Below are 20,342 nucleotides of genomic sequence, written 5' to 3'. Positions count from 1 at the left end.
AGCCGTCGGGTCATGCGCGCAAGGCCACAAAGCCGTCGGGTCATGCGCCTTGGCTATGGCCCCGCGACTCTGACGACGTTCCACGACAGCTGGAACGCGCTCGAAAAGTGTCCCGGCAGAGCGCCTCCGCCCCCGCGACATGACGGAGCGTCCAGCCCCGGCCGGGGCCAGGTGGGCCAGGTCGGTTCAGTTCGGTGCGGGTCGGCTCGGTGCGGGCCAGGTCGGGTCAGGTCGGGCCGGGTCAGGCCGGGCCAGGTCGGGCCAGGTCAGGTCGGGCCAGGTCAGGTCGGGCCAGGTCAGGTCGGGCCAGGTCAGGTCGGGCCAGGTCAGGTCAGGTCGCGTCGCGTCGCGTCAGGCCAGGTCGGGTCGCGTCGGGTCGCGTCGGGTCAGGTCGGGTCGCGTCAGGTCGCGTCGGGTCGATGGTTCAGCTGGTCGCGCTGACGGTGGACGACCCGATCACCTGGGTGCCCCGGTACAGCACGAGGGTCTGGCCGGTGGCGACGCCCTTGATCGGCTCGTCGAGAGCCACCTCGACCGTGGCCGGAAGGGTCTGCAGAGTGCCCTCACCCGCCGCCGGACCGTACGGGAGCACGCGGGCGGGCACTGCGCGGCCGTGCGCCCGGACCTGGACCGACACCGCCTCACCGGGGTCGGGCACGGGCGCGCACCAGGTGGCCTCGGCGCCGCTGATGCCGTTCACCTGGAGCTCTTCGGCCGAACCCACGACCACGGTGTTCGACACCGGCTCGATGCTCAGCACGTAGCGCGGCCTGCCGTCGGCGGCGGGCGTGCCGATCGAGAGGCCCCGGCGCTGTCCGACGGTGAAACCGTAGGCCCCGGAGTGCTCCCCGAGCTGCTGACCATCGGTGCCGACGATCGGACCGGGCTTCTCACCCAGCCGCTTGGCCAGGAAGCCCTGGGTGTCGCCGTCGGAGATGAAGCAGATGTCGTGGCTGTCGGGCTTGCTGGCGACCCGCAGGCCGCGCTCGGCGGCCTCGCGGCGCACGTCGTCCTTGAGTGTGTCGCCCAGCGGGAACAGCGACCGGGCCAGGCGGTCGGGCGGCAGCACGGCCAGCACGTACGACTGGTCCTTGCCCATGTCCACGGCGCGGTGCAGCTCCGGGCCGTGCGGGCCGTCGATCATCTGCGCGTAGTGCCCGGTGCCGACGGCGTCGAACCCGAGGGCCACGGCCTTGTCGAGCAGGGCGGCGAACTTGATCTTCTGGTTGCAGCGCACGCACGGGTTGGGGGTGCGCCCGATCCGGTACTCGGCGACGAAGTCGTCGATCACGTCTTCCTGGAACCGCTCGGCCAGATCCCAGACGTAGAACGGAATCCCGAGGATGTCGGCGACCCGGCGGGCGTCGCCGGCATCTTCGATCGTGCAGCACCCGCGAGCGCCCGCCCGCAGGGTCTGCGGGTTGCGGGCCAGGGCCAGGTGCACGCCGACCACCTCGTGCCCGGCGTCGACGGCGCGCGCCGCGGCCACGGCGGAGTCGACCCCGCCGCTCATCGCAGCCAGTACTCGCATCAGTGCTACCCCTTCGACAAACCGGAACTCAGGCCCGCACCCCGGGCGCGGTCGACCACGGGGCCGATCGCCTCGGCCAGCGCCGCCACGTCGTCGGCGGTGGAGGTGTGGCCCAGGCTGAAGCGCAGCGCGCCCCGGGCCGTGGCCTCGGGCACGCCCATGGCCAGCAACACGTGACTGGGCTGGGGTACTCCCGCCTGGCAGGCCGAACCGGTGGAACATTCCACGCCGCGGGCGTCGAGCAGGTAGAGCAGGGAGTCGCCCTCGCAGCCCGGGAAGGTGAAGTGGGCGTTGCCGGGGAGCCGGTCGAAGGGGCCCTCGGGAGCCAGGGCCGGGCCCGGTCCGGCCAGGCCGTCGGGCACCGGGCCGTTCAGCACGGCGTCGGGCACGGCCTTCCAGACCGCCCGCACCAGGTCGTCGCGCAGGGCCGCGATGCGCCCGGCCTCGGCGGGCTGGGTCTGCACGGCCTGGATGGTCGCGACGGCGAACGCCTTCAGGGCGGGGACATCGAGGGTGCCGGAGCGGATGCCGCGTTCCTGCCCGCCGCCGTGCAGTCCGGGCACCAGGTCGAGACCACGCCGGGCCAGCAGGGCTCCGGCCGAGACCGGGCCGCCCAGCTTGTGCCCGCTCACGCTGAGGCAGTCGGCACCGCTCGCGGCGAAGTCGACCGGGAGGTGCCCGACCGCCTGGATCGCGTCGGTGTGGACCGGGATGCCGTACCGGTGGGCCAGTTCCGCGATCTGCGGGATCGGCTGGACGGTGCCCACCTCGTTGTTCGCCCACATGACGGTGACCAGCGAGACCGCGTCGTGATGCTCGTCCAAAAGCTGTGAGAGGCCGTCGAGATCCACGCGACCCGCGTGATCGACCGGGGCCCAGAGAATCTCGGCGCCCTCGTGGGTGACCAGCCACTCGACGGGATCCAGCACGGCGTGGTGCTCGATCGGGGTGGCCACGATCGTGCGCCGGTGGCCGTCGAGAGCGCGCCGGGCCCAGAACAGGCCCTTGACCGCCAGATTGTCCGCCTCGGTGCCGCCGGAGGTGAAGATCACCTCGCTGGGACTGGCCCCGAGCGCCGCGCCGAACTGCTCGCGGGCCTCCTCGACCACCCGGCGGGCCCGGCGGCCGGAGGAGTGCAGGGACGAGGCGTTGCCGGTGGACGCCATCTCCTCGACCATGGCCGCCACCGCTTCAGGCAGCATCGGCGTGGTCGCCGCGTGGTCGAGATAAGCAGTCACGGAGTCGAGTGTAGGCACTGCGTGAGCGGGACCGGGCCGGGGCGGTTCGTCACCACCCCGGCGTCAGTCGTCAGCCCTTGCGCTTGAGCACCTCTTCGGTGGCCTGCGGCAACACCTTGAACAGGTCGCCGACCACGCCGAAGTCGACGAGCTCGAAGATCGGCGCCTCCGGGTCCTTGTTGATGGCGACGATGGTCTTCGAGGTCTGCATGCCGGCCCGGTGCTGGATCGCGCCGGAGATGCCGCTCGCCACGTAGAGCGTCGGGGAGACCTGCTTGCCGGTCTGGCCGACCTGGCTGTTGTGCGGGTACCAGCCGGCGTCGACCGCGGCGCGGGAGGCCCCCACGGCCCCGCCGAGGGCGTCGGCGAAGCTCTCCACCGGGGAGAAGTCGCCGTTGGTGCCCCGGCCGCCGGAGACCACGACCGCGGCCTCGGTGAGCTCGGGACGCCCGCTCTTCTCCTTCGGGCGGCGCTCGGTGATCTTCGCCGTCCTCGCCGCCTCGGAGATCGTGACCGGGACGGTGACGACCGTCGGGGTGACCCCGGCGACCGCGATCGGCTCGGCCGAGTTCGGCTTCACCGTGATGACCGGGACACCCTTCGTCACCGAGGCGGTGACCGTGAACGCGGCGGCGAACACGGACTGCGTGGTGACCGGGCCCTCCTGCACGTCGACGGCGTCGGTGATCAGGCCCGAGTCGAGCTTCACGGCCAGACGCCCGGCGATCTCCTTGTTCTCGCCGGAGCTGGCGAGCAGCACGGCAGCCGGGTCGCCGGCCTGGGCCACCACCGCGGCGAGCGCCTCGGCCTTGGGCGCCACGAGGTAGTCCTCGATGCCCTCGCCCTCGACCCGGTAGACGGTCTGCGCGCCGTACTCGGCGAGCGTGGCGGAGGCGTTGTCGAAGGCGTCCGGATGACCGCCGATGAAGACGGCGGCGGGCTCGCCCAGACGCGCGGCGATGGTGAGTAGTTCGGTGGTGGTCTTACGGACGGCGCCGTCGACGTGGTCGACCAGCACGAGTACCTGGGACATCGAATCGGTCCTTCAGTTCAGTGGGGGAAGAGGGGTCAGACCAGCTTGGCGCCGGCGAGGAACTCGACGAGCTTCGCGCCGCCGTCGCCCTCGTCGGTGACGACCTGCCCGGCGGTGCGGGCCGGGCGCTCGGCGACCGAGGTGACCGTGGTCCAGGCGGCGGCCGAGCCCACCTCGTCGGCGGTCAGGCCCAGGTCTTCGAGCGACCAGGTCTGCAGCGGCTTCTTCTTCGCGGCCATGATCCCCTTGAACGAGGGGTAGCGCGGCTCGTTGATCTGGTCGGTGACGCTGACCACGGCCGGCAGCGAGGCCTCGATGATCTCGGTGCTGGCGTCGTTGTCGCGGCGGATGACGGCCTTGCCGCCCTCGATCGTGAGCTCGCTGGCCAGCGTGATCTGGGGCAGGCCGAGACGCTCCGCGAGCATGGCGGGCACGACGCCCATCGAGCCGTCGGTGGAGGCCATGCCGGTGAGGATCAGGTCGTACTCGAGCTTGGCGATGGCCGCGGCCAGCACCTTGGACGTGGCCAGGGCGTCCGAGCCGTGGATCGCGTCGTCCTGGACATGGACCGCCTCGTGCGCACCCATCTGCAGCGCCTTGCGGGCCGCGTCGGTCGCGTCTTCCGGGCCGACCGTGAGCACGATGACCTTGCCGTCGGTGGCGTCGGCGAGCTTGAGCGCCTCCTCGACGGGGTACTCGTCGAGCTCGGAGAGCAGGCCGTCGACGTTTTCGCGGTCCGTGGTGTTGTCGTCCGGCGAGAATGTCCGGTCCGCCTGGGCGTCCGGTACGTACTTCACACACACCACGATGTTCATGAGCGCCTCTCGACTCTTTGCGTAGCTTCTGGGGACAACTTGCCAGGAGGTGGCTTCGGCGACCTGAGCGACCGCTTACCCGGAACAAGTTTCTCATCCGGGGCCGGTACGGCCACCCCTGGAGCGCTGATCCCACACGCTACTCACGCCGGACGGTAGCTCTGACCGGGGGCCTGTGAATTAACTCACCCGACTGTGCCTTTATTCGTCCGGGCGATCCGGGCATTCGTCTACGCGGGCAGGGCCAGACCCAGGCTGACACCCATTCCCGGCGTGGGACGCTCCTCGTCCGGACCGGATGTGAGAACGGTACTCGGCGGGGTGGACGGCACGGGCAACGTAATCTCCCGGGCCACCAGATCGAGGAAGGTCAGGCTGGTGGCCCGGCAGATCATCAGCCGGGCGTCCAGGCCCGCGACCGGGGCAGGCAGCAGCTCGTGAAGATGATGCTGCAGGTAGAAGTGCCGCGACGGGCCGATCCAGCCGCCGGAGGCGTAGCAGCGGCAGGTCAGGTCGTACGACGCGATCGCCTCGGCCTCGCGGGCCTTGCGCTCGATACGGCGCCGCGGCCGGTGACCGTGCGCCTTCACCCGTTCCCGCAGCAGGCTCAGACCGCCCGCACCGGTGGAGGCCGCGGCGGCCTTCCAGTCGGTCCGCGATGCCGGTGACAGCGAGGAGTCCCCCACACCGGCCAGCGCCAGGCCCCGGGCCGCGTCGGCGAACCCGCAGCGCTGGAGCACGTGCACCGTGAGCGCGGCCGGGTCCTCGTCGGGCAGGGCGATGCGCTGCGCCTGAGCAGTGAGATCGAGGGCCTGGGAGTACTGCCCCTGACGGGCCTCGTCGGCCGCGGCGATCGTCAGCATCCGCAGGTCCCGGCAGCCGCCCGCGCGGGCTGCCCGCGCCAGCACCGCCGCCGCCGGCAGGTCACCCACGGAGACCGCGGCCAGCGCGACGATCCAGTCCATCGCCGCCGAGGGCTGCACCTGGGCCGCCGCCGCGTTCACCGCCGCCAGGTCACCCGTGCCCGCGAGCAGTTCCGCCACCCGGCCCAGCAGGTCCAGCCAGGGACTGGGCGGAGCGGCCCGGTCCTGGCCGGTCGGGCCGAGCACCGTGACGTTCCGGCGGCTGCGCTCACTCTCGCCCTCGTTCAGCTCCCGCAGTAATTCCTGGGCCTGGGTGTGGATCCCGGCCAGCACGGCCAGTTCCGCCAGGCGCACCACGTCCACCCGCTCCAGCGCCGGGTGCACGGCGAGCGCCTCGCTGTACAGACCCGCCGCCGACAGGGCGTCACTCCACTGCCGCAACACCTCCGGCGGAGGACCGTCCGCCCGGAGCACGCTCGGCGGGATCTGCCCCGGGCGCACCGGCAGGACCAGGCTCCGCACCGGCTGGGCCGTCGGGGCCGGCTGAGCCGACTGCCCCGACGGCGCCGACTCGGCCGGTTCGCTCGGCTGGTCGTTCCCGGGACTGTTCGCAGGGCGCTGGCTCACGCCTGGGGTGTCGGCAGGTCGACGCCCGGCGTTGAGCTGCCGCCGGGCGTGACCTGCACCCCATCGCTCTCAGCGGGTGCCGGTGAGCCCCACCGTCGGGAAGACCGTGGCCGGCAGCACCTGGGACAGCTTGCGGTCCAGCCCGGCCAGCCGCTCGCGCGAGCGGATCACCGTCTGCCCCGGTTCGGCGCCCGGGTACGGCAGCACGGTCGCGAGCAGCTCCTCGGGGCGCAGCCGAACGTCTTTCGCACCGGCCGCGGCCGCGACGGCCTCCAGCCGCTCGGGGACGGTCGGGGACGCGTCCGGGGCTCCCGTCAGGGTGCGCAGCCGTTCGGGCAGACGGGTGCGGGCCTTGCCGGCCCGCGACATGCCCACCCGGCCCACGCTCCCCTGTTCCCGCGCGTAGCCCCGCGAGGCCCAGTCCTTGAGCCGCGTCGACTCGCCCGTGATCACGAACCGCCCGCCCGGCCGCAGTACCCGCAGCATCTCGGTCAGCGTGCTCGCCGGGTCCATCCGCCGGTGCAGCAGGGCATGCGCCACCACCAGGTCGAAGCTGTCGTCGTCGAACGGCAGCATCTCCGGGTCGGCCAGCTCCTCGTTCTCGATGTGCAGACCCAGCTGTTCGGCGCGACGCCCCGCCGCCGCGAGCGCGGACGTGGCCAGGTCACTGATCGACAGCCGGCTCACCACCCCCGCCTGCAGCAGGCCGAGCGAGAACCCGAACGTCGACCCCGCCCCCACCTCGAGAGCATCGCCGTAGGGCTGCTTCTCGCGGCGCTGCACCCGCGCGCCCACCAGCGCCGAGAACCGGTCGCGGGCATACCCCGCCCCCTGGGCCCCCTTCGCGCCGGGCCGTGTACCCCCTCCCCGAGTGGACGAGGCAACTGGCGCCTCCTCACGGGTCACCTTCGTGGGAGTGGCGGAACCCGTGGGCGGGTTGGTCTTCTCAGTCGGCGAGAAGGCAGTTGACGAGGCGCTTTCCGGGGCCGGATCCGGCGCGGGGTCAGCCTTTCCAGCAGAGGACGCGGTCCCCGGCTCCCCGGCGGACGTGGGCGATGACGTCGGTGCCGGGGTCTTCGGGGTTTTCGGCGTGGCCGAAACCGGCACCGCCGCTTCCTGCTCCACCGATTCGTCAGACGTGAAGGTGGCGGGCTCCGCCTCACCGGCAGACAACGAGCCCGGCGAAGACTCGGCTGCCTCCGGCTTCACGGAAACACCCGACCCGTTCGCTGTCTCACCGCCCACGGCCCCACCGCTCGCACCCGTTCCGGGCAGCGACGGTGCGAGGCTCTCGCTGCCGGTCTGGCCGGTCTGGCCGGTCTGGCCGGTCTGGCCGGTCTGGGTTGCGGACTCGACCGGGGATGTCGTGGGGGCAGCGGGAGCCGCCGGCCGGGCCGCCGCGGAGCGGTCGGTGCCCGGCTTGATCAGGGGGTCTGTGAGCGGGGCAACCGGTTCGCCGGTGGCCGGCGGCTGCGACGTCACGGCCGCCAGAGTCGCCGGGGTCGCCTTCGCCGAGGCCTTTTCGCTGACCTTGTCGACGGTTTCGGGCCGGGTCCGGCGCACTTCGGCACTGGCCGCCTCGGCCAGCACCTGGTCCGGAACCTCGGGCGTGGGCGCGACCGGTGCCGCGGGCGTGTCGGCTACCGGATCGACGGACAACCCGGTAGCACCGGAGGCCACCTCGCCACTCGCGGCCGGACCGGAGACGGCATCCGCCGTTGACCCTGCGCTGGGCGCCACGCCGCCGGAGGTGGCCGCAGAGCTCCGGACCGGACCGGGAACCGCCGCAGCGGAAGAGTTTCCGCCGGGCTTGACCGCGGCCCAGGATGCCTTGCCGGGAACGGCCGCTTCAGAGGCGATCCCAGCCGTCGTCACGTCCGTGGTCGCCGCACCCGCAGCCACCGCGTCGGTCGTCACCGCGTCCGCCGTCACCCCACCCGTCGTCACCGCGTCCGTCGTCACCGCGTCCGTTGTCACCCCACCCGAGGCCACCGCGTCCGGAGCAACAGCGCTCGGGACAGCGGAGCTGGGCGTGACGGAGCTGGGCGTGACGGAGCCGGGCGTGACGGAGCCGGGCGTGACGGAGCCGGGCGTGACGGAGCCGGGCGTGACGGAGCCGGGCGTGGCCTTGCGCGGAGTCGTCTTCTTCGCGGGGGCGCGCTTCGACGTGGGCTTGCGGGCCGCGGTCTGCTTGGCTGCGTCGCCCGTGGTCGCCGCGGTCTTGGCCGCTCGGGGCTTGCGCACCTGATTCTTGGGAGGGCGGGGAGACGGGCTCCCGGTCCCGCCCTCAGCTCTGCCCCCCGCTGGGTCTTGCCGGGCGGACGGAACGGAACCGGCCGCCCGCTCCGTCGGACTGTTCACCGCCGCGGACGCCTTCGCGTCGTCGGGGGTGGGGCCGGTCGCCGTCTCGTCGCTCATCAACGTCCTTCGAATTTTGCCTTGCCCGGGCCGTTCTCGATGAACGAGGCGATACCCAGGGCGTGGTCCTTGGTCGCGAACAGGCCGGAGAACAGCCCTCGCTCGATCTCCTGACCGGTGGCCAGGTCGGTCTCCAGACCCCGGTCGATGGCTTCCTTGGCGGCGCGCAGCGCGACGCCGGCACCGCCGACGTACTGCTTCACCCTGCGGCGGGCGGCGGCGTAGACCTCCGGTGCGGGCACCACCTCGTCGACCAGGCCGATGGCCAGGGCCTCGGCGGCATCGACGAGGCGACCGCTGAAGATGAGGTCTTTCGCCCGGGCCGGGCCGATCAGGCGCGGCAGGCGCTGGGTGCCCCCGGCGCCGGGGATCAGGCCGAGCAGAATTTCCGGCTGGCCGAACTGCGCATCGTCTGCGGCGACCCGGAAGTCGCAGGCCAGAGCCAGTTCGCAGCCGCCGCCGAGGGCGTATCCGGTGACGGCGGCGACGGTGGGCTTGGGGATCGCGGCCACCGCGTCGAACGCCTTCTGCAGCCGGGCACCGCGCACGAAGGCATCGGTGTAGTCCATCGGCTGCATCTCTTTGATGTCGGCACCGGCGGCGAAGACGTTCTCGCCGCCGTACACGACCACCGCAGCGATGTCGGCGCGGGACGAGGCCTCCTCGGCCGCGCCCCGGATGCCCTCGGTCATATAGGCATTCAGGGCGTTCAGTTTCGGCCGCAACAGGCGGATGGTGCCGATCGAGTCCTCCACATCGAGGCGCACGAGCTCTGCCACGTCAGCACTCCCTCTCAGGTGTTCTGCTGCTCAAGTGGTTGCCCGGTCTGTCTACTCGGTGCGGTCGGTGCCCGGAAACCCCCGAGCCTATCGGCCACCCCACATCCGGCACCCGCACAGATGCCTCACCAGAGCGTAGGGGGACCGACCGGCGGACGCTCGCGGGCGAGCGTCCGCCGACAGCTTCGTCCTCAATTCGGCTCACCCGGGTGGGCCGGAGAGGAAAAGCCTCAGGCCTCGTCGGGCTCGTTGCTGTTCTCGAGCAACTGGGTGACGGTCTGGTGCCAGGTGCGCACGGAACCGAGCACGGCCTCGAGGGTGGCGCTGAGCAGGGGGCCGAGGTCGACGCCGTCGGAGACGATCAGGTCGACGGCGACGGCCAGCCGGTCGGCGTTCACCGTGACCTTGACCAGGTTCAGCGCGCTGGTGACGGCGTTGGCGGCCCGCAGCCGGGTGAGCTCGTCACCGGCCATCGAGTCGTCGAGCAGCCACTGGCCGAAGACACGCATCATCGGCGGCTGGGTGTCGAGGGTACGCACGAACAGCATCTGTTCCTGGATCGAGATGGCGACATCGCCGTCCTCGTCGATCCGGGGCTGGTGACCCTCGTCGATCATGGCATCCAGCACCTTGCCGCGCAGCGGGTGCTCGTCCGGCGGAGGCGGGAACGAGGGCAGGGAGGTGGGATCCGTCATGGACCCAGAGCCTAGTCCAGGCACCCGGACGAGCGACTCATTCGTCCCCTTCCCCGGTCCGGAGCGTGCCCGGCCGGCCTCGACCAGCCCCCGGAGCGATGATTCCGGCACACTGAGTCAGTGGCCAGGTCTCTTCCGTATCCGCTCGGTGTCCACCCCCGCGACCACGGCGTCGACGTGGCGGTGATGGCCGCGCACGCCGACCGGGTCCAGCTCTGCCTGCTCGATCCCGATCCGGCCGGCAACGGACGCTGGAGCGAACGGCGGATCGATCTGCCGAACCTGACCTACGGCATCTGGCACGGCTTCGTCCCCGACGTGCAGCCCGGCCAGCGCTACGGGTTCCGCGTGCACGGCGCCTGGGACCCGCGCCGCGGTCACCGGCACAACCCGGCCAAGCTGCTGCTCGACCCCTACGCGCGGGCGGTCGTGCCGCCCGAACAGGGGCTGCGCCCCGAGCTCTACGGCCATCAGGTGGACGCCGGGCTGAAGGGCAACCACCGCACGATCGACCACCGCGACTCGATGCCGTACGCCGCCCACGGCGTGGTCCTGGCGGCCCCGCCGCCCGGTCCGTCGACGAAACCGCACACGCCGTGGGCCCGCACGGTGATCTACGAGACGCACGTGCGCGGGCTGACGAAGAACCTGCCCGGGGTGCCCGACGCGCTGCGCGGCACCTACGCCGGGCTGGCCCACCCGGCGACGATCGAGTACCTGACCGGTCTCGGCGTGACCGCGCTGGAGCTGCTGCCCGTGCATGTCAGCCAGTCCGAGAGCCATCTCGAGGCCCGGGGCCTGACGAACTACTGGGGCTACAACACGCTCGGGTTCTTCGCGCCGAGTCCGGCCTACGCGGCAACGGACGACCCGGCGGCGGCCGTCGCGGAGTTCCGGCAGATGGTGCAGACGCTGCACGAGGCCGGGCTGGAGGTGCTGCTCGACGTCGTCTACAACCACACCTGCGAGGCCGGGGTGGTGGGCCCGACACTCTCGTTCCGCGGGCTCGACGCCGCCACCTACTACCGGCTCGACGGTGACGGGCGGGACATCGACTTCACCGGCTGCGGCAACAGTCTCGACTCCACCCAGGCCCGGGTGGTGCAGCTGGTGCTCGACTCGTTGCGGTACTGGGTGCAGGAGATGGACATCGACGGGTTCCGGTTCGACCTGGCCCCCACCCTCGCCCGGGGCCGCAACGAGTACCACGCCGACCACCCCATGCTCGTGGCCATGCGCGTCGACCCGGTGCTCGCCGGGGCCAAGCTCATCGCCGAGCCCTGGGACCTGGGCCCCGACGGCTGGCGCACCGGGCAGTTCCCGCCGCCGTTCGCCGAGTGGAACGACCGCTACCGCGACGACGTGCGGGACTTCTGGCTGACCTCGGGCGCCCGCGTCGCCAACGGTGAGACCTCCGGGGGGCTGCGCGATCTCGGTACCCGCATCGCCGGATCGGCCGACACCTTCGGCGCCGAGCGCGGCCCGGCGGCCTCGGTCAACTTCATCTCCGCGCACGACGGTTTCACGCTCGCCGACCTGACCGCCTACAACGTCAAGCACAACCAGGACAACGGCGAGGACAACCGCGACGGCACCGACAACAACCACAGCTGGAACCACGGCGCCGAGGGCCCGACCGACGACCCGGCGATCCTCACCGCCCGGCGCCGCAACATCCGGAACATGCTCGCCACCCTGCTCTTCTCCGCCGGGGTGCCGATGCTCGTGGCCGGTGACGAGTTCGGTCGCGGCCAGAACGGCAACAACAACCCCTACGCGCAGGACAGCCCGGTCTCCTGGCTGGACTGGGACCTCGAGGACTGGCAGGACGACCTGCTCGCCACCACCCGCCATCTCGTCTCGCTGCGCCGTCGGTTCGGAGCCGTGCACCCCTCACGTTTCTTCACCGGCGAACCCGGGCCGAGCGGCCTGCGCGACGTGGCCTGGTTCGCCGAGGACGGCACCGAGATGACCATGGCGCACTGGGGCGATGCCCAGCGCCGCATGCTGCAGGTGCTCTTCGCCGAGCCGCCCGCCTCCATCGGCACCGGCGAGACCACCGGCTCCCTGCTGCTCGTCATCGCCGGCGCCGCCCAGCCGCCGACGGTGATCCTGCCCGACGTACCGCCTCTCAGCTCCTACGAACTGCTCTGGGACAGCGCCGAACCCCGCCCCCCGGCCCCGGGCAGCACCCCACTCCTGCCCCCGGCCACCGAGATCGACCCCTCCCCCGACTCGGTCAGGTTGTACGTCGCGAGGTGACCGCCCGGGCCAGCGTCACCGCCCTCAGGAGGTCTTTCACGAAGAGCAGCTCGATCCCGAGCAGCTTCCCGTCGGCGTCGAAGTCCAGCACCGCCTGGGCGCCGCCGGGCAGCTCGATGAAATCGCTCTGCCGGACGGCCTCACCGGGCTCGATCCGCTCGACGAGCGACACGTAGGCGGCCTCGGCCTCCGGGTCGTAGGTCAGGTTCATCACCCGACGATAACCCCGCCCTCCACCGGACATCACCGGCCGGCCGGGCACGCGACGTCAGTCCGGCGTCCTCAGACCGAAGAATCCCGTGCGCCTGCGCAGCGTGAAACCCAGCGACCGGTACAGCCGGATCGCGTTCTCGTTCGAGGCGGCGGCGTGCATGAGCGGAGTGTCGCCGCGTTCGCGGATGCCGTGCGCGACGGCCCGCACCAGCCGGGTACCCAGGCCCTGCCCGCGGTGGGCCGGGTCGGTGCAGACCGCGCTGATCTCCGTCCAGCCCGGCGGGTGCAGCCGCTCCCCCGCCATCGCCACGAGCACACCGCCGCGCCGGATGCCCAGGTAGGTGCCCAGCTGATAGGTGCGGGGCTCGAAGGGACCCGGGCGGGTACGGGCGACCAGGTCGAGCATCTCGGCCACGTCGGCCTCCCCGAGCCGGACCGCCTCCTCGTCGGGAGCGGTGACCAGATCGTCCGTCGCCGTCAGCTGCACCCCCTCGCCCTGCATCGCGATCTCCCAGCCGGCCGGCAGCGTCCCGGCGAGCGCCGGGCTGCCCGACAGCGCCACGATCTCTCCCGGCCCGGCCAGTTCTGCCAGATCGCGCCAGATTTCGGCATCCGGCGCGGTCGGAACGGCCACGAACGGCGAGACGTCCCGCGGGTAACGGCGCGCCCGGCCGACCGATTCGGCGAAGTGGGCGTGCGGGCCGGTGAGCGAGGCCCACGCCGGGTTGTCGAGCGGGTGGACGTCGTGGTCGCCCGGAGCGCACGGCGTTCCGGGCGGCCGGGGAGCGACCTGGGCGAGCGGGTGCGCGGTGTCACCAGAGGTGGGGTCACCGGATGCGGGGGCGGGTCGGACGGTGGTCATCGGGTCCCTCAGGTCAGTGGGCGGGCTCGGGGCGGACGGACGAGGTCAGACCGTCTGCGGGGCCCGGCGGGGACGGTCGAGGGCGAAGAGCGGGTCGGGACGTTTCCCGTCGACCGCGAGATCGGCCAGGATGCGGCCGATCACGGGAACGAACTTGAAGCCGTGCCCGGAGAATCCGGCGGCCACGACGATCGGGCCGCGCCGGTCCAGCACGAACGTCTCGTCCGGGGTCGTGGTGTAGGTGCAGCTGATCGGTACGGCGGTCGAGGCGTCGAGACCGGGCAGCCAGGTGCGCACGTACTCCTCCAGCGCGGCCGCCAGCTCGGGGCGGGGACGGAAGTCGCGGCGGTCCGGGTCGACCCGCGGCCCGACACCGTGGAAGCCGACCTTGACCCCTTCACCGGGGGTGGCCATCCCGTAGATTCCGCTGTGGAACTTCTGAAAACCGTCCGCCTCCGGGGCGATCCGGTGCACGAAGCTGGGCCAGCCGGCCTCCCCGGCGACCGGCACGAAGTGCGCCGGCTGCTCCTGCGTCACCCGCAGCCGGGGCAACGGCACCAGCCCGGCCAGCAGATGCTCGGTCCAGGCCCCCGCCGCCACCACGACCCGGCGGGCCCGCAGCGGACGCCGGTCGGGTTCGGTCTCGACCTCGACGCATCCGTCGTCGATCACCCGGATCCGCTGGACGCGGGTTCGGTGCAGCACCACCGCGCCCCGCTCACCCGCCGCGGACTGCAGCGCCGAGACGGCGCGGTCGGCGTGCAGCCGGCCGCTGTCCGGGTGGTACAGCGCCCGGGTGTCGACCCGCATCCCGGGCCAGCGGTCCTCGGCCTCCGCGGCGTCCAGCCAGTGGCTCTCCACCCCCTCGGCCTCCAGCCCGGCACACAGCCGGTCCAGGGCGGGCGAACCGCCGTGGTCGACGCCACCGGTGACGCTCAGCAGCGCGACGCCCGACTCACCCTCGAGCTCCCGCCACAACTCCCCCGCCCGCCGGGCCAGCCCGATGTGCAGCGGGTCGGGGTAGGACAACCGGAAGATGCGCGACGCCCCGTGCGAGGCCCCCTGCGTGTGCCCCGGCTCGAACCGCTCCAGCAGCAGCACGTCCAGCCCGCGCCCGGCCAGCTGCCAGGCCGCGGCCGACCCCATCGCGCCCCCGCCGATCACGATCACGTCCGCGTCGCGCCGATCACCCCTCGTCGCCGTTCCCACTGCGTCCACCTCCGAAGACCGGTCCTGCTCCGAACCGCAATCATCACCGATTTGGTTGACAAAAGGTAATGGGCGTTTTAGCTTGCTTCGCAGAGTGATTCACCGCACCCCGGAGTCACCACCGACGCACCGGTCACAGAGAGGGCGAGCCATGAACTGCCAGCTCCGCCATGCCCTGTGTCGTTCTCCGCACGTCGCCCCCGCGCCCGCCCGTCGCGCCTCCTGTTGTCGGATCTGACTGCTCCTGCGCATTCCTGACTGCCCGCAACACTTCTCATGCTTCACGCCCGGTGCGCGCCGTCATGCCCGCATCCCCCAAGGAGACGTTCCCGTGAGCGCCGATTCCTCCACCGCACCACGTCTGCAGGTCGACACCCCACCCCCCGACGACCTCCTGACCAGCCGGCCCGTCATCCGGTCCCGGCACCCCTGGCGCTGGGTCGCGACCGCCGTGGTCCTGGTCCTCGCGGTCCAGCTCGGGCACGGCCTGATCAGCAATCCGTTCTACCAGTGGGACCGTTTCCGCTTCTGGTTCACGCAGGCACCCATCCTCGAAGGGCTGCTGCTGACGCTGGAGGTGGCGGCCTGGAGCGCGGTGCTCGGGCTGCTCGGCGGCGTGGTGCTGGCCCTGATGCGACTGTCGGGCGTCGCCCTGCTGCAGGCCGTGAGCTGGACCTACATCTGGATCTTCCGGGCCGTCCCGCTGATCGTGCTGCTGCTGTTCCTGTTCAACTTCTCCGCCCTCTACCCGCAGCTGAGCATCGGCATCCCGTTCGGCCCGGCGTTCTCCGGCATCGACACCACCGATCTGCTCGGCTACACGGTGATCGGCGTCATCGGGCTGAGTCTCAACGAGGCGGCGTACGCGGCCGAGGTGGTGCGGGCCGGCCTGGCCTCGGTCGACCAGGGTCAGCACGAGGCGGCGAACGCCCTCGGGCTGAGCCGGGCCCGGCAGTTCCGCCGGATCGTGCTGCCGCAGGCGCAGCGGGCGATCGTGCCGGCCTACGTGAACCAGCTCGTCGGCCTGATCAAGGCCAGCTCCCTGGTCTCCTACGTGTCGCTGCTCGACCTGTTCGGCACCGTGCAGACGCTGGGCGCCACCTTCCCCGGTGACATCGTGCCGCTGCTGCTGGTGGCCACCGTCTGGTACGTGATCCTCACCAGCGTGCTCTCGGTGGTGCAGTACTACGTGGAGCGCTACTACGCCCGCGGTTCACAGCGCACGGTGCCCCCGACGCCCTTCCAGCGGCTGCGCACCGTCACCCGGAAGAGGTTCGCATGAACGGGAAGACAGCCGTCGAGATCCGGGGCGCGACCAAGTCGTTCGGCACCCACCGGGTGCTCGACGGCATCGACCTCGACATCCGGGCCGGGCAGGTGGCCGCCGTCATCGGGCCCTCCGGTGCCGGGAAGTCCACGCTGCTGCGCACCATCAACCACCTCGACCAGCTCGACCTGGGCTACGTGAAGGTGCTGGGCGAACTCATCGGCGTGCGCGAACACCGCGGCCGGCTGCACGAACTCGGCGACCGGGCGATCCGGCAGCAGCGCTCGCGCATCGGGTTCGTCTTCCAGAACTTCAACCTCTTCCCGCACCTGACCATCCTGGAGAACGTGACCGAGGCACCCCGTGCGCACCGGCGTCCCACGCCGGAGAAGCGGGCCCTGGAACTCCTGGAGAAGGTGGGCATCGCCGAGAAGGCCCACGCCTATCCCCGTCAGCTCTCCGGCGGGCAGCAGCAGCGGGCGGCGATCGCCCGGGCCCTGGCCCTGGAGCCCGAGCTCATCCTGTTCGACGAGCCGACCTCGGCCCTCGACCCCGAGCTGGTCGGCGAGGTGCTCGCCGTGATCAAGGAACTGGCCCGCACCGGAACGACTCTCGTCATCGTCACGCACGAGATCGCCTTCGCCCGGGAGGTGGCCGACCTGGTCTTCTTCCTCGACGGAGGGCGCCTGATCGAGCACGGGCCGGCCGCCGACGTGATCGACAACCCCCAGCACCCTCGCACCCGCGAGTTCATCGGCAAGGTCCTGTAACTCCCCCACGTTCCCGCCCCAGACCCATTTTCCGAGGAGAACCATGTCCACCCTCAGACGCCGTGCCCTCTTCACCGCCGCCCTGGCCCTGAGCGCCACCACCACGCTGACGGCCTGCGGCGGTGACGCGGACGCCGACAGCGCCCCGGCCGCCACGAGCGGCACCTCGAAGGTGAAGATCGCGGTGGCCACCGGCGACCCGTACACCGAGACCACGATCGACGTACCGGTGCAGAGCGACATCCGCTCCCAGCTCCCCCAGAAGATCCTGGACAGCGGTGAACTGGTGATCGGCGTCGGCTCACTGCCCTCCGGTTTCCCGCCGCTGGCGTTCACCGGCACCGACGCCAAGACGATCACCGGCGCCGAGCCCGACCTGGGCCGGCTGGTCGCGGCCACACTCGGTCTCACCCCCAAGGTTTCCAACGTGACCTGGGAGAACCTCTTCGTCGGCATCGACAGCGGCCGGAACGACGTCGGTTTCTCGAACATCACCGACACCGAGGAACGCAAGGCCAAGTACGACTTCGCCTCCTACCGCAAGGACGAGCTGGGCTGGGAGGTCAGCAAGGACAGCACCTGGAACTTCGACGGTGACTACGAGAACCTGGCCGGCCTGACCGTCTCCGTCGGCGCGGGTACCAACCAGGAGAAGATCCTGCTGGAGTGGAAGAAGAAGCTCGAGGCCGAGGGCAAGAAGCTCGAGGTGAAGTACTACACCGACCACAACGGCAGCACGCTGGCGCTGGCCTCGGGCAAGATCGACGCCTACTTCGGCCCGAACCCCGGTATCCAGTACGCCATCGCGCGGGGCGCCGCGGGCAGCACCCCGACCCGTAGCGCCGGCACCTACTCCGGCGCCGGTGAGTCGCTGCAGGGTCTGATCGCGGCCACCTCGAAGAAGGACAGCGGCCTGAACGAGCCGGTCGCCGCGGCCATCAACTACCTGATCGCGAACGGCCAGTACGACGCCTGGCTGAAGGCCTACAACCTGCAGAACGAGGCCGTCGAGAAGTCCGAGATCAACCCGCCCGGTCTCCCCCTCGACAACTCCTGAGAAGACACCAATGGTGGACGTCCGCGTCCACCATTGGTGCTCCCCTCACCTCACGCGTTGGTGACCAGCCCCAGTTCGGCCGGGGCCGCCAGGCCCTCGTGCTTCGGCAGCACCCGCACGGTGTAGCCGAACGGGCCGGTGCGGCGCAGTTTCAGACGTCCCTCGAAGACGTGCCGGCCGTCGGCCGGTTCGTTCTCGGCGGGGCCGGAGTACTGCAGGTCCTGCACGACGAAGTCGGTGATCCGGTCTTCCGGGGAGACCCGGCCGTGCACCACCTGCACCTCGACGTCATCGGCCGCCAGGCCGTCGAGGGAGATCACGGCGCGCACGCTCATCTCGTCACCGACCTGCGGGGAGTCGGACAGGCCGGAGGAGTCGACGTGCTCGACCCTCACCCCGGCCCAGGACGAGCGCATCCGCCCCTTGAACGCGGCCAGGTCGCGGGCCCGTTCGGGGGTGGTGGCCCGGCCGGCGTTCGCGGCGGGCAGGTAGAGCTGACGCACGTAGTCGCCGACCATCCGGCTGGCGAGCACCTTCGGCCCGAGCGAGGAGAAGGTGTGCCGCACCATCGACAGCCAGCGCTGGGGCAGACCCTCCGCGTCGCGGTCGTAGAAGCGCGGCGCCACCTCGTTCTCGAGCAGGTCGTACAGGCCCGTGGCCTCGAGGTCGTCGCGGTAGTCGGGGTCTTCCACCCCGTCGGCGGTCGGGATGGCCCAGCCGTTCTCGCCGTCGAACCACTCGTCCCACCAGCCGTCGAGCACCGACAGGTTGAGCCCGCCGTTGAGGGCCGACTTCATGCCGCTGGTGCCGCAGGCCTCGAAGGGACGCAGCGGGTTGTTCAGCCAGACGTCGCAGCCCGGGTACAGCGACTGGGCCATCGCGATGTCGTAGTTGGGCAGGAAGACGATGCGGTGCCGCACGTCGGCCTCGTCAGCGAAGCGCACCATCTGCTGGATGAGCCGCTTGCCGGTCTCGTCGGCCGGGTGCGACTTACCCGCGATCACCAGCTGCACCGGGCGCTCCGGATGCAGCAGCAGACGCTTCAGTCGCTCGGGGTCACGCAGCATCAGCGTGAGCCGCTTGTAGGTGGGCACCCGGCGGGCGAAACCGACCGTGAGCACGTCCGGATCGAGAATGCCGTCGATCCAGTGCAGTTCGGCGTTGCTGGCGCCGCGCTTGAGCCAGGAGGCGCGCACCCGCTGCCGGGCCTGCGTGACCAGGTCGGCGCGCAGGTCGCGGCGGGTGGCCCAGAGCTCGGCGGCGGGGACCTTGGCGATCTCTTCCCAGGCCCGGGCCTCGGTGCGGATCTGTGGGCCGATGTGCCGCTCGGCCAGCTCGATCATCCGGTGGTCGACCCAGGTGGGCGCGTGCACCCCGTTGGTGATCGAGGTGATCGGCACCTCCGGCGGGTCGAAGCCCGGCCACAGACCGTCGAACATCTCCCGGCTGACCACGCCGTGCAGCTGCGAGACGCCGTTGGCGCGCTGGGCCAGGCGCAGGCCCATCACCGCCATGTTGAACACGGTCGGGTCGCCGCCCTCGTAACTCTCCGCGCCGATCGCCAGGACCCGCTCGACGTCCAGGCCGGGAAGACCGGCCTCCGGCCCGAAGTGGCTCATGATCAGTTCCCGGGCGAACCGGTCGATACCCGCGGGCACCGGCGTGTGCGTGGTGAAGACGGTGGCGGAGCGAACGGTTTCGAGGGCCTCGTCGAAGCTCAGCCCGGTGCCGACCAGCTCGCTGATCCGCTCCAGACCGAGGAACCCGGCGTGCCCCTCGTTGGTGTGGTAGACCTCCGGCGCCGGGGCCCCGGAGAGCCGGCTCCACCGGCGCAGGGCCCGCACGCCGCCGACGCCGAGCAGGATCTCCTGGTGCAGGCGGTGTTCCGGGGTGCCGCCGTAGAGCCGGTCGGTGACGGCGCGGACCGCCTCGTCGTTGGCCTCGTGGTCGGAGTCGAGCAGCAACACCGGGACGCGTCCCACCTGCGCCTTCCACACGTGGGCGACCAGGGGACGCCCGCCGGCCAGGGTCACGGTGACCTCGACGGGCGAGCCGTCGGGCTCGCGCAGCAGGGAGATCGGCAGCTCGTGCGGGTCGAGCACCGGGTAGTCCTCGTGCTGCCAGCCGTCGCGGGTGAGCGACTGCTCGAAGTAGCCGCGCCGGTAGAGCAGGCCGACCCCGACGATCGGCACCCCCAGGTCGCTGGCCGACTTCAGGTGGTCGCCGGCCAGGATGCCCAGGCCGCCGGAGTACTGCGGCAGGACGGCGGTGATGCCGAACTCCGGCGAGAAGTAGGCGATGGACCGCGGCGCCGGCTCACGGTTCTCGGCGGCGAGCTCCTGCGCGAGCGTCTGGTACCAGCGCGGCTCGGTGAGGTAGGTGTGCAGGACGTCGGAGGCATCCCGCACCCGGGCGACGAACTCCTCGTCGGCGGCGAGCGCCTGGAGCTCTTCCGGGGAGAAGGATCCGAGCATCGCCACCGGATCGCGGCGGGCTGCTTCCCAGCGGGCCGGGCTCAGCGACGCGAACAGGTCGAGGGTGGGCCGGTGCCACGACCATCGGAGGTTGCTCGCGAGCTCGGCCAGGGGCGCGAGCGGCTCGGGCAGGACGGTCCGGACAGTGAATCTGCGGATCGCTCTCACCGGGCCAAGCCTAGGTCATCCGCGCTCCGGCGCACGGCCATCGGTGTGAACCTCCTGCACA

Annotated in this window: 16 protein-coding genes and 1 pseudogene; 4 read left to right on the top strand and 13 right to left on the bottom strand. The window is 71.6% G+C overall.

The features are described from left to right. Nucleotides 1-424 precede the first annotated feature (424 nt). The 9 genes and pseudogenes from mnmA to LR393_RS14085 form a co-directional block, all read right to left on the bottom strand. Nucleotides 425-1,531, bottom strand: a complete 1,107-nt coding sequence (mnmA, locus tag LR393_RS14120; protein ID WP_231484352.1) for a tRNA 2-thiouridine(34) synthase MnmA — start codon at nt 1,529-1,531, stop codon at nt 425-427. 5 nt (nt 1,532-1,536) lie between these two features. Next, entirely contained in the window at nt 1,537-2,769 is a 1,233-nt protein-coding gene (locus tag LR393_RS36405; RefSeq protein ID WP_231484351.1) for a cysteine desulfurase family protein, read from the bottom strand. A gap of 70 nt (nt 2,770-2,839) precedes the next feature. Further along, nucleotides 2,840-3,802 carry an electron transfer flavoprotein subunit alpha/FixB family protein gene (locus LR393_RS14110; RefSeq protein WP_231484350.1) on the bottom strand — a complete coding sequence of 321 codons (963 nt, stop codon included), beginning with the start codon at nt 3,800-3,802 and terminating at the stop codon, nt 2,840-2,842. Between the two features lie 35 nt (nt 3,803-3,837). Then, nucleotides 3,838-4,617 (bottom strand): electron transfer flavoprotein subunit beta/FixA family protein, encoded by a 780-nt coding sequence (locus LR393_RS14105; protein ID WP_231484349.1) that lies wholly within the window; start codon nt 4,615-4,617, stop codon nt 3,838-3,840. Nucleotides 4,618-4,847: 230 nt separating this feature from the next. Continuing rightward, nucleotides 4,848-6,107: a hypothetical protein gene (locus LR393_RS14100; RefSeq protein ID WP_231484348.1), complete on the bottom strand. Its 1,260-nt coding sequence runs from the start codon at nt 6,105-6,107 to the stop codon at nt 4,848-4,850. A gap of 69 nt (nt 6,108-6,176) precedes the next feature. Continuing rightward, a complete protein-coding gene (locus LR393_RS37030) occupies nt 6,177-6,848 on the bottom strand; it encodes a class I SAM-dependent methyltransferase (RefSeq protein ID WP_407937318.1) in 672 nt (223 codons plus the stop codon). Nucleotides 6,849-7,956: 1,108 nt separating this feature from the next. Further along, a pseudogene (locus tag LR393_RS37025) lies at nt 7,957-8,181 on the bottom strand (hypothetical protein); the annotation flags it as partial. Between the two features lie 343 nt (nt 8,182-8,524). Continuing rightward, the gene (locus LR393_RS14090; protein WP_231484346.1) at nt 8,525-9,304 is read right to left on the bottom strand and encodes an enoyl-CoA hydratase/isomerase family protein; all 780 of its coding nucleotides are present in this window, start codon (nt 9,302-9,304) and stop codon (nt 8,525-8,527) included. A 230-nt stretch (nt 9,305-9,534) separates the two neighbouring features. Further along, on the bottom strand, nt 9,535-9,999 hold the full coding sequence (locus LR393_RS14085) for a T3SS (YopN, CesT) and YbjN peptide-binding chaperone 1 (protein ID WP_231484345.1): 465 nt from the start codon (nt 9,997-9,999) through the stop codon (nt 9,535-9,537). Nucleotides 10,000-10,119: 120 nt separating this feature from the next. Between LR393_RS14085 and glgX the strand changes: the two genes are divergently transcribed. After that, a complete protein-coding gene (gene glgX / locus LR393_RS14080) occupies nt 10,120-12,261 on the top strand; it encodes a glycogen debranching protein GlgX (protein ID WP_231484344.1) in 2,142 nt (713 codons plus the stop codon). Here the strand turns inward: glgX and LR393_RS14075 are convergent. Genes LR393_RS14075 through LR393_RS14065 form a run of 3 tightly spaced genes read right to left on the bottom strand, consistent with a single transcriptional unit; the run spans nt 12,239 to nt 14,545 of the window. Next, entirely contained in the window at nt 12,239-12,472 is a 234-nt protein-coding gene (locus LR393_RS14075) for a DUF2283 domain-containing protein (RefSeq protein ID WP_231484343.1), read from the bottom strand. The genes glgX and LR393_RS14075 overlap by 23 nt on opposite strands. 57 nt (nt 12,473-12,529) lie before the next feature. Beyond that, nucleotides 12,530-13,336, bottom strand: a complete 807-nt coding sequence (locus tag LR393_RS14070) for a GNAT family N-acetyltransferase (RefSeq protein ID WP_231484342.1) — start codon at nt 13,334-13,336, stop codon at nt 12,530-12,532. Between the two features lie 45 nt (nt 13,337-13,381). Continuing rightward, a complete protein-coding gene (locus LR393_RS14065) occupies nt 13,382-14,545 on the bottom strand; it encodes an FAD-dependent oxidoreductase (protein ID WP_231484341.1) in 1,164 nt (387 codons plus the stop codon). Between the two features lie 331 nt (nt 14,546-14,876). Here LR393_RS14065 and LR393_RS14060 point away from each other — a divergent pair, with 331 nt between their 5' ends. The 3 genes from LR393_RS14060 to LR393_RS14050 are packed head-to-tail and all read left to right on the top strand — an operon-like array spanning nt 14,877 to nt 17,639. Beyond that, entirely contained in the window at nt 14,877-15,827 is a 951-nt protein-coding gene (locus LR393_RS14060) for an amino acid ABC transporter permease (RefSeq protein WP_231484340.1), read from the top strand. After that, a complete protein-coding gene (locus tag LR393_RS14055) occupies nt 15,824-16,582 on the top strand; it encodes an amino acid ABC transporter ATP-binding protein (RefSeq protein ID WP_231484339.1) in 759 nt (252 codons plus the stop codon). Before LR393_RS14060 ends, LR393_RS14055 begins: the two co-directional genes overlap by 4 nt. 43 nt (nt 16,583-16,625) lie before the next feature. Then, a complete protein-coding gene (locus LR393_RS14050; protein WP_231484338.1) occupies nt 16,626-17,639 on the top strand; it encodes an ABC transporter substrate-binding protein in 1,014 nt (337 codons plus the stop codon). Between the two features lie 50 nt (nt 17,640-17,689). Here LR393_RS14050 and glgP read toward each other — a convergent pair whose 3' ends face one another. Continuing rightward, nucleotides 17,690-20,281, bottom strand: coding sequence for an alpha-glucan family phosphorylase (gene glgP / locus LR393_RS14045; protein ID WP_231484337.1), 2,592 nt, complete (start codon nt 20,279-20,281; stop codon nt 17,690-17,692). Nucleotides 20,282-20,342 lie beyond the last annotated feature (61 nt).

The sequence above is a fragment of the Kineosporia mesophila genome, from assembly GCF_021129235.1.
GTDB lineage: Bacteria > Actinomycetota > Actinomycetes > Actinomycetales > Kineosporiaceae > Kineosporia > Kineosporia mesophila.
The sequence above is the reverse complement of the archived record's forward strand: the minus strand, read 5'-3'. Positions and strand labels throughout refer to the sequence as shown.

What these genes read in the sequence shown, in the direction of transcription:
- mnmA (WP_231484352.1), bottom strand. Translation starts at nt 1,531, where the DNA reads ATGCGAGTACTGGCTGCGATGAGCGGCGGGGTCGACTCCGCCGTGGCC.
- LR393_RS14110 (WP_231484350.1), bottom strand. Translation starts at nt 3,802, where the DNA reads ATGTCCCAGGTACTCGTGCTGGTCGACCACGTCGACGGCGCCGTCCGT.
- LR393_RS14105 (WP_231484349.1), bottom strand. Translation starts at nt 4,617, where the DNA reads ATGAACATCGTGGTGTGTGTGAAGTACGTACCGGACGCCCAGGCGGAC.
- LR393_RS14085 (WP_231484345.1), bottom strand. Translation starts at nt 9,999, where the DNA reads ATGACGGATCCCACCTCCCTGCCCTCGTTCCCGCCTCCGCCGGACGAG.
- LR393_RS14075 (WP_231484343.1), bottom strand. Translation starts at nt 12,472, where the DNA reads ATGAACCTGACCTACGACCCGGAGGCCGAGGCCGCCTACGTGTCGCTC.
- LR393_RS14070 (WP_231484342.1), bottom strand. Translation starts at nt 13,336, where the DNA reads ATGACCACCGTCCGACCCGCCCCCGCATCCGGTGACCCCACCTCTGGT.
- LR393_RS14055 (WP_231484339.1), top strand. Translation starts at nt 15,824, where the DNA reads ATGAACGGGAAGACAGCCGTCGAGATCCGGGGCGCGACCAAGTCGTTC.
- LR393_RS14050 (WP_231484338.1), top strand. Translation starts at nt 16,626, where the DNA reads ATGTCCACCCTCAGACGCCGTGCCCTCTTCACCGCCGCCCTGGCCCTG.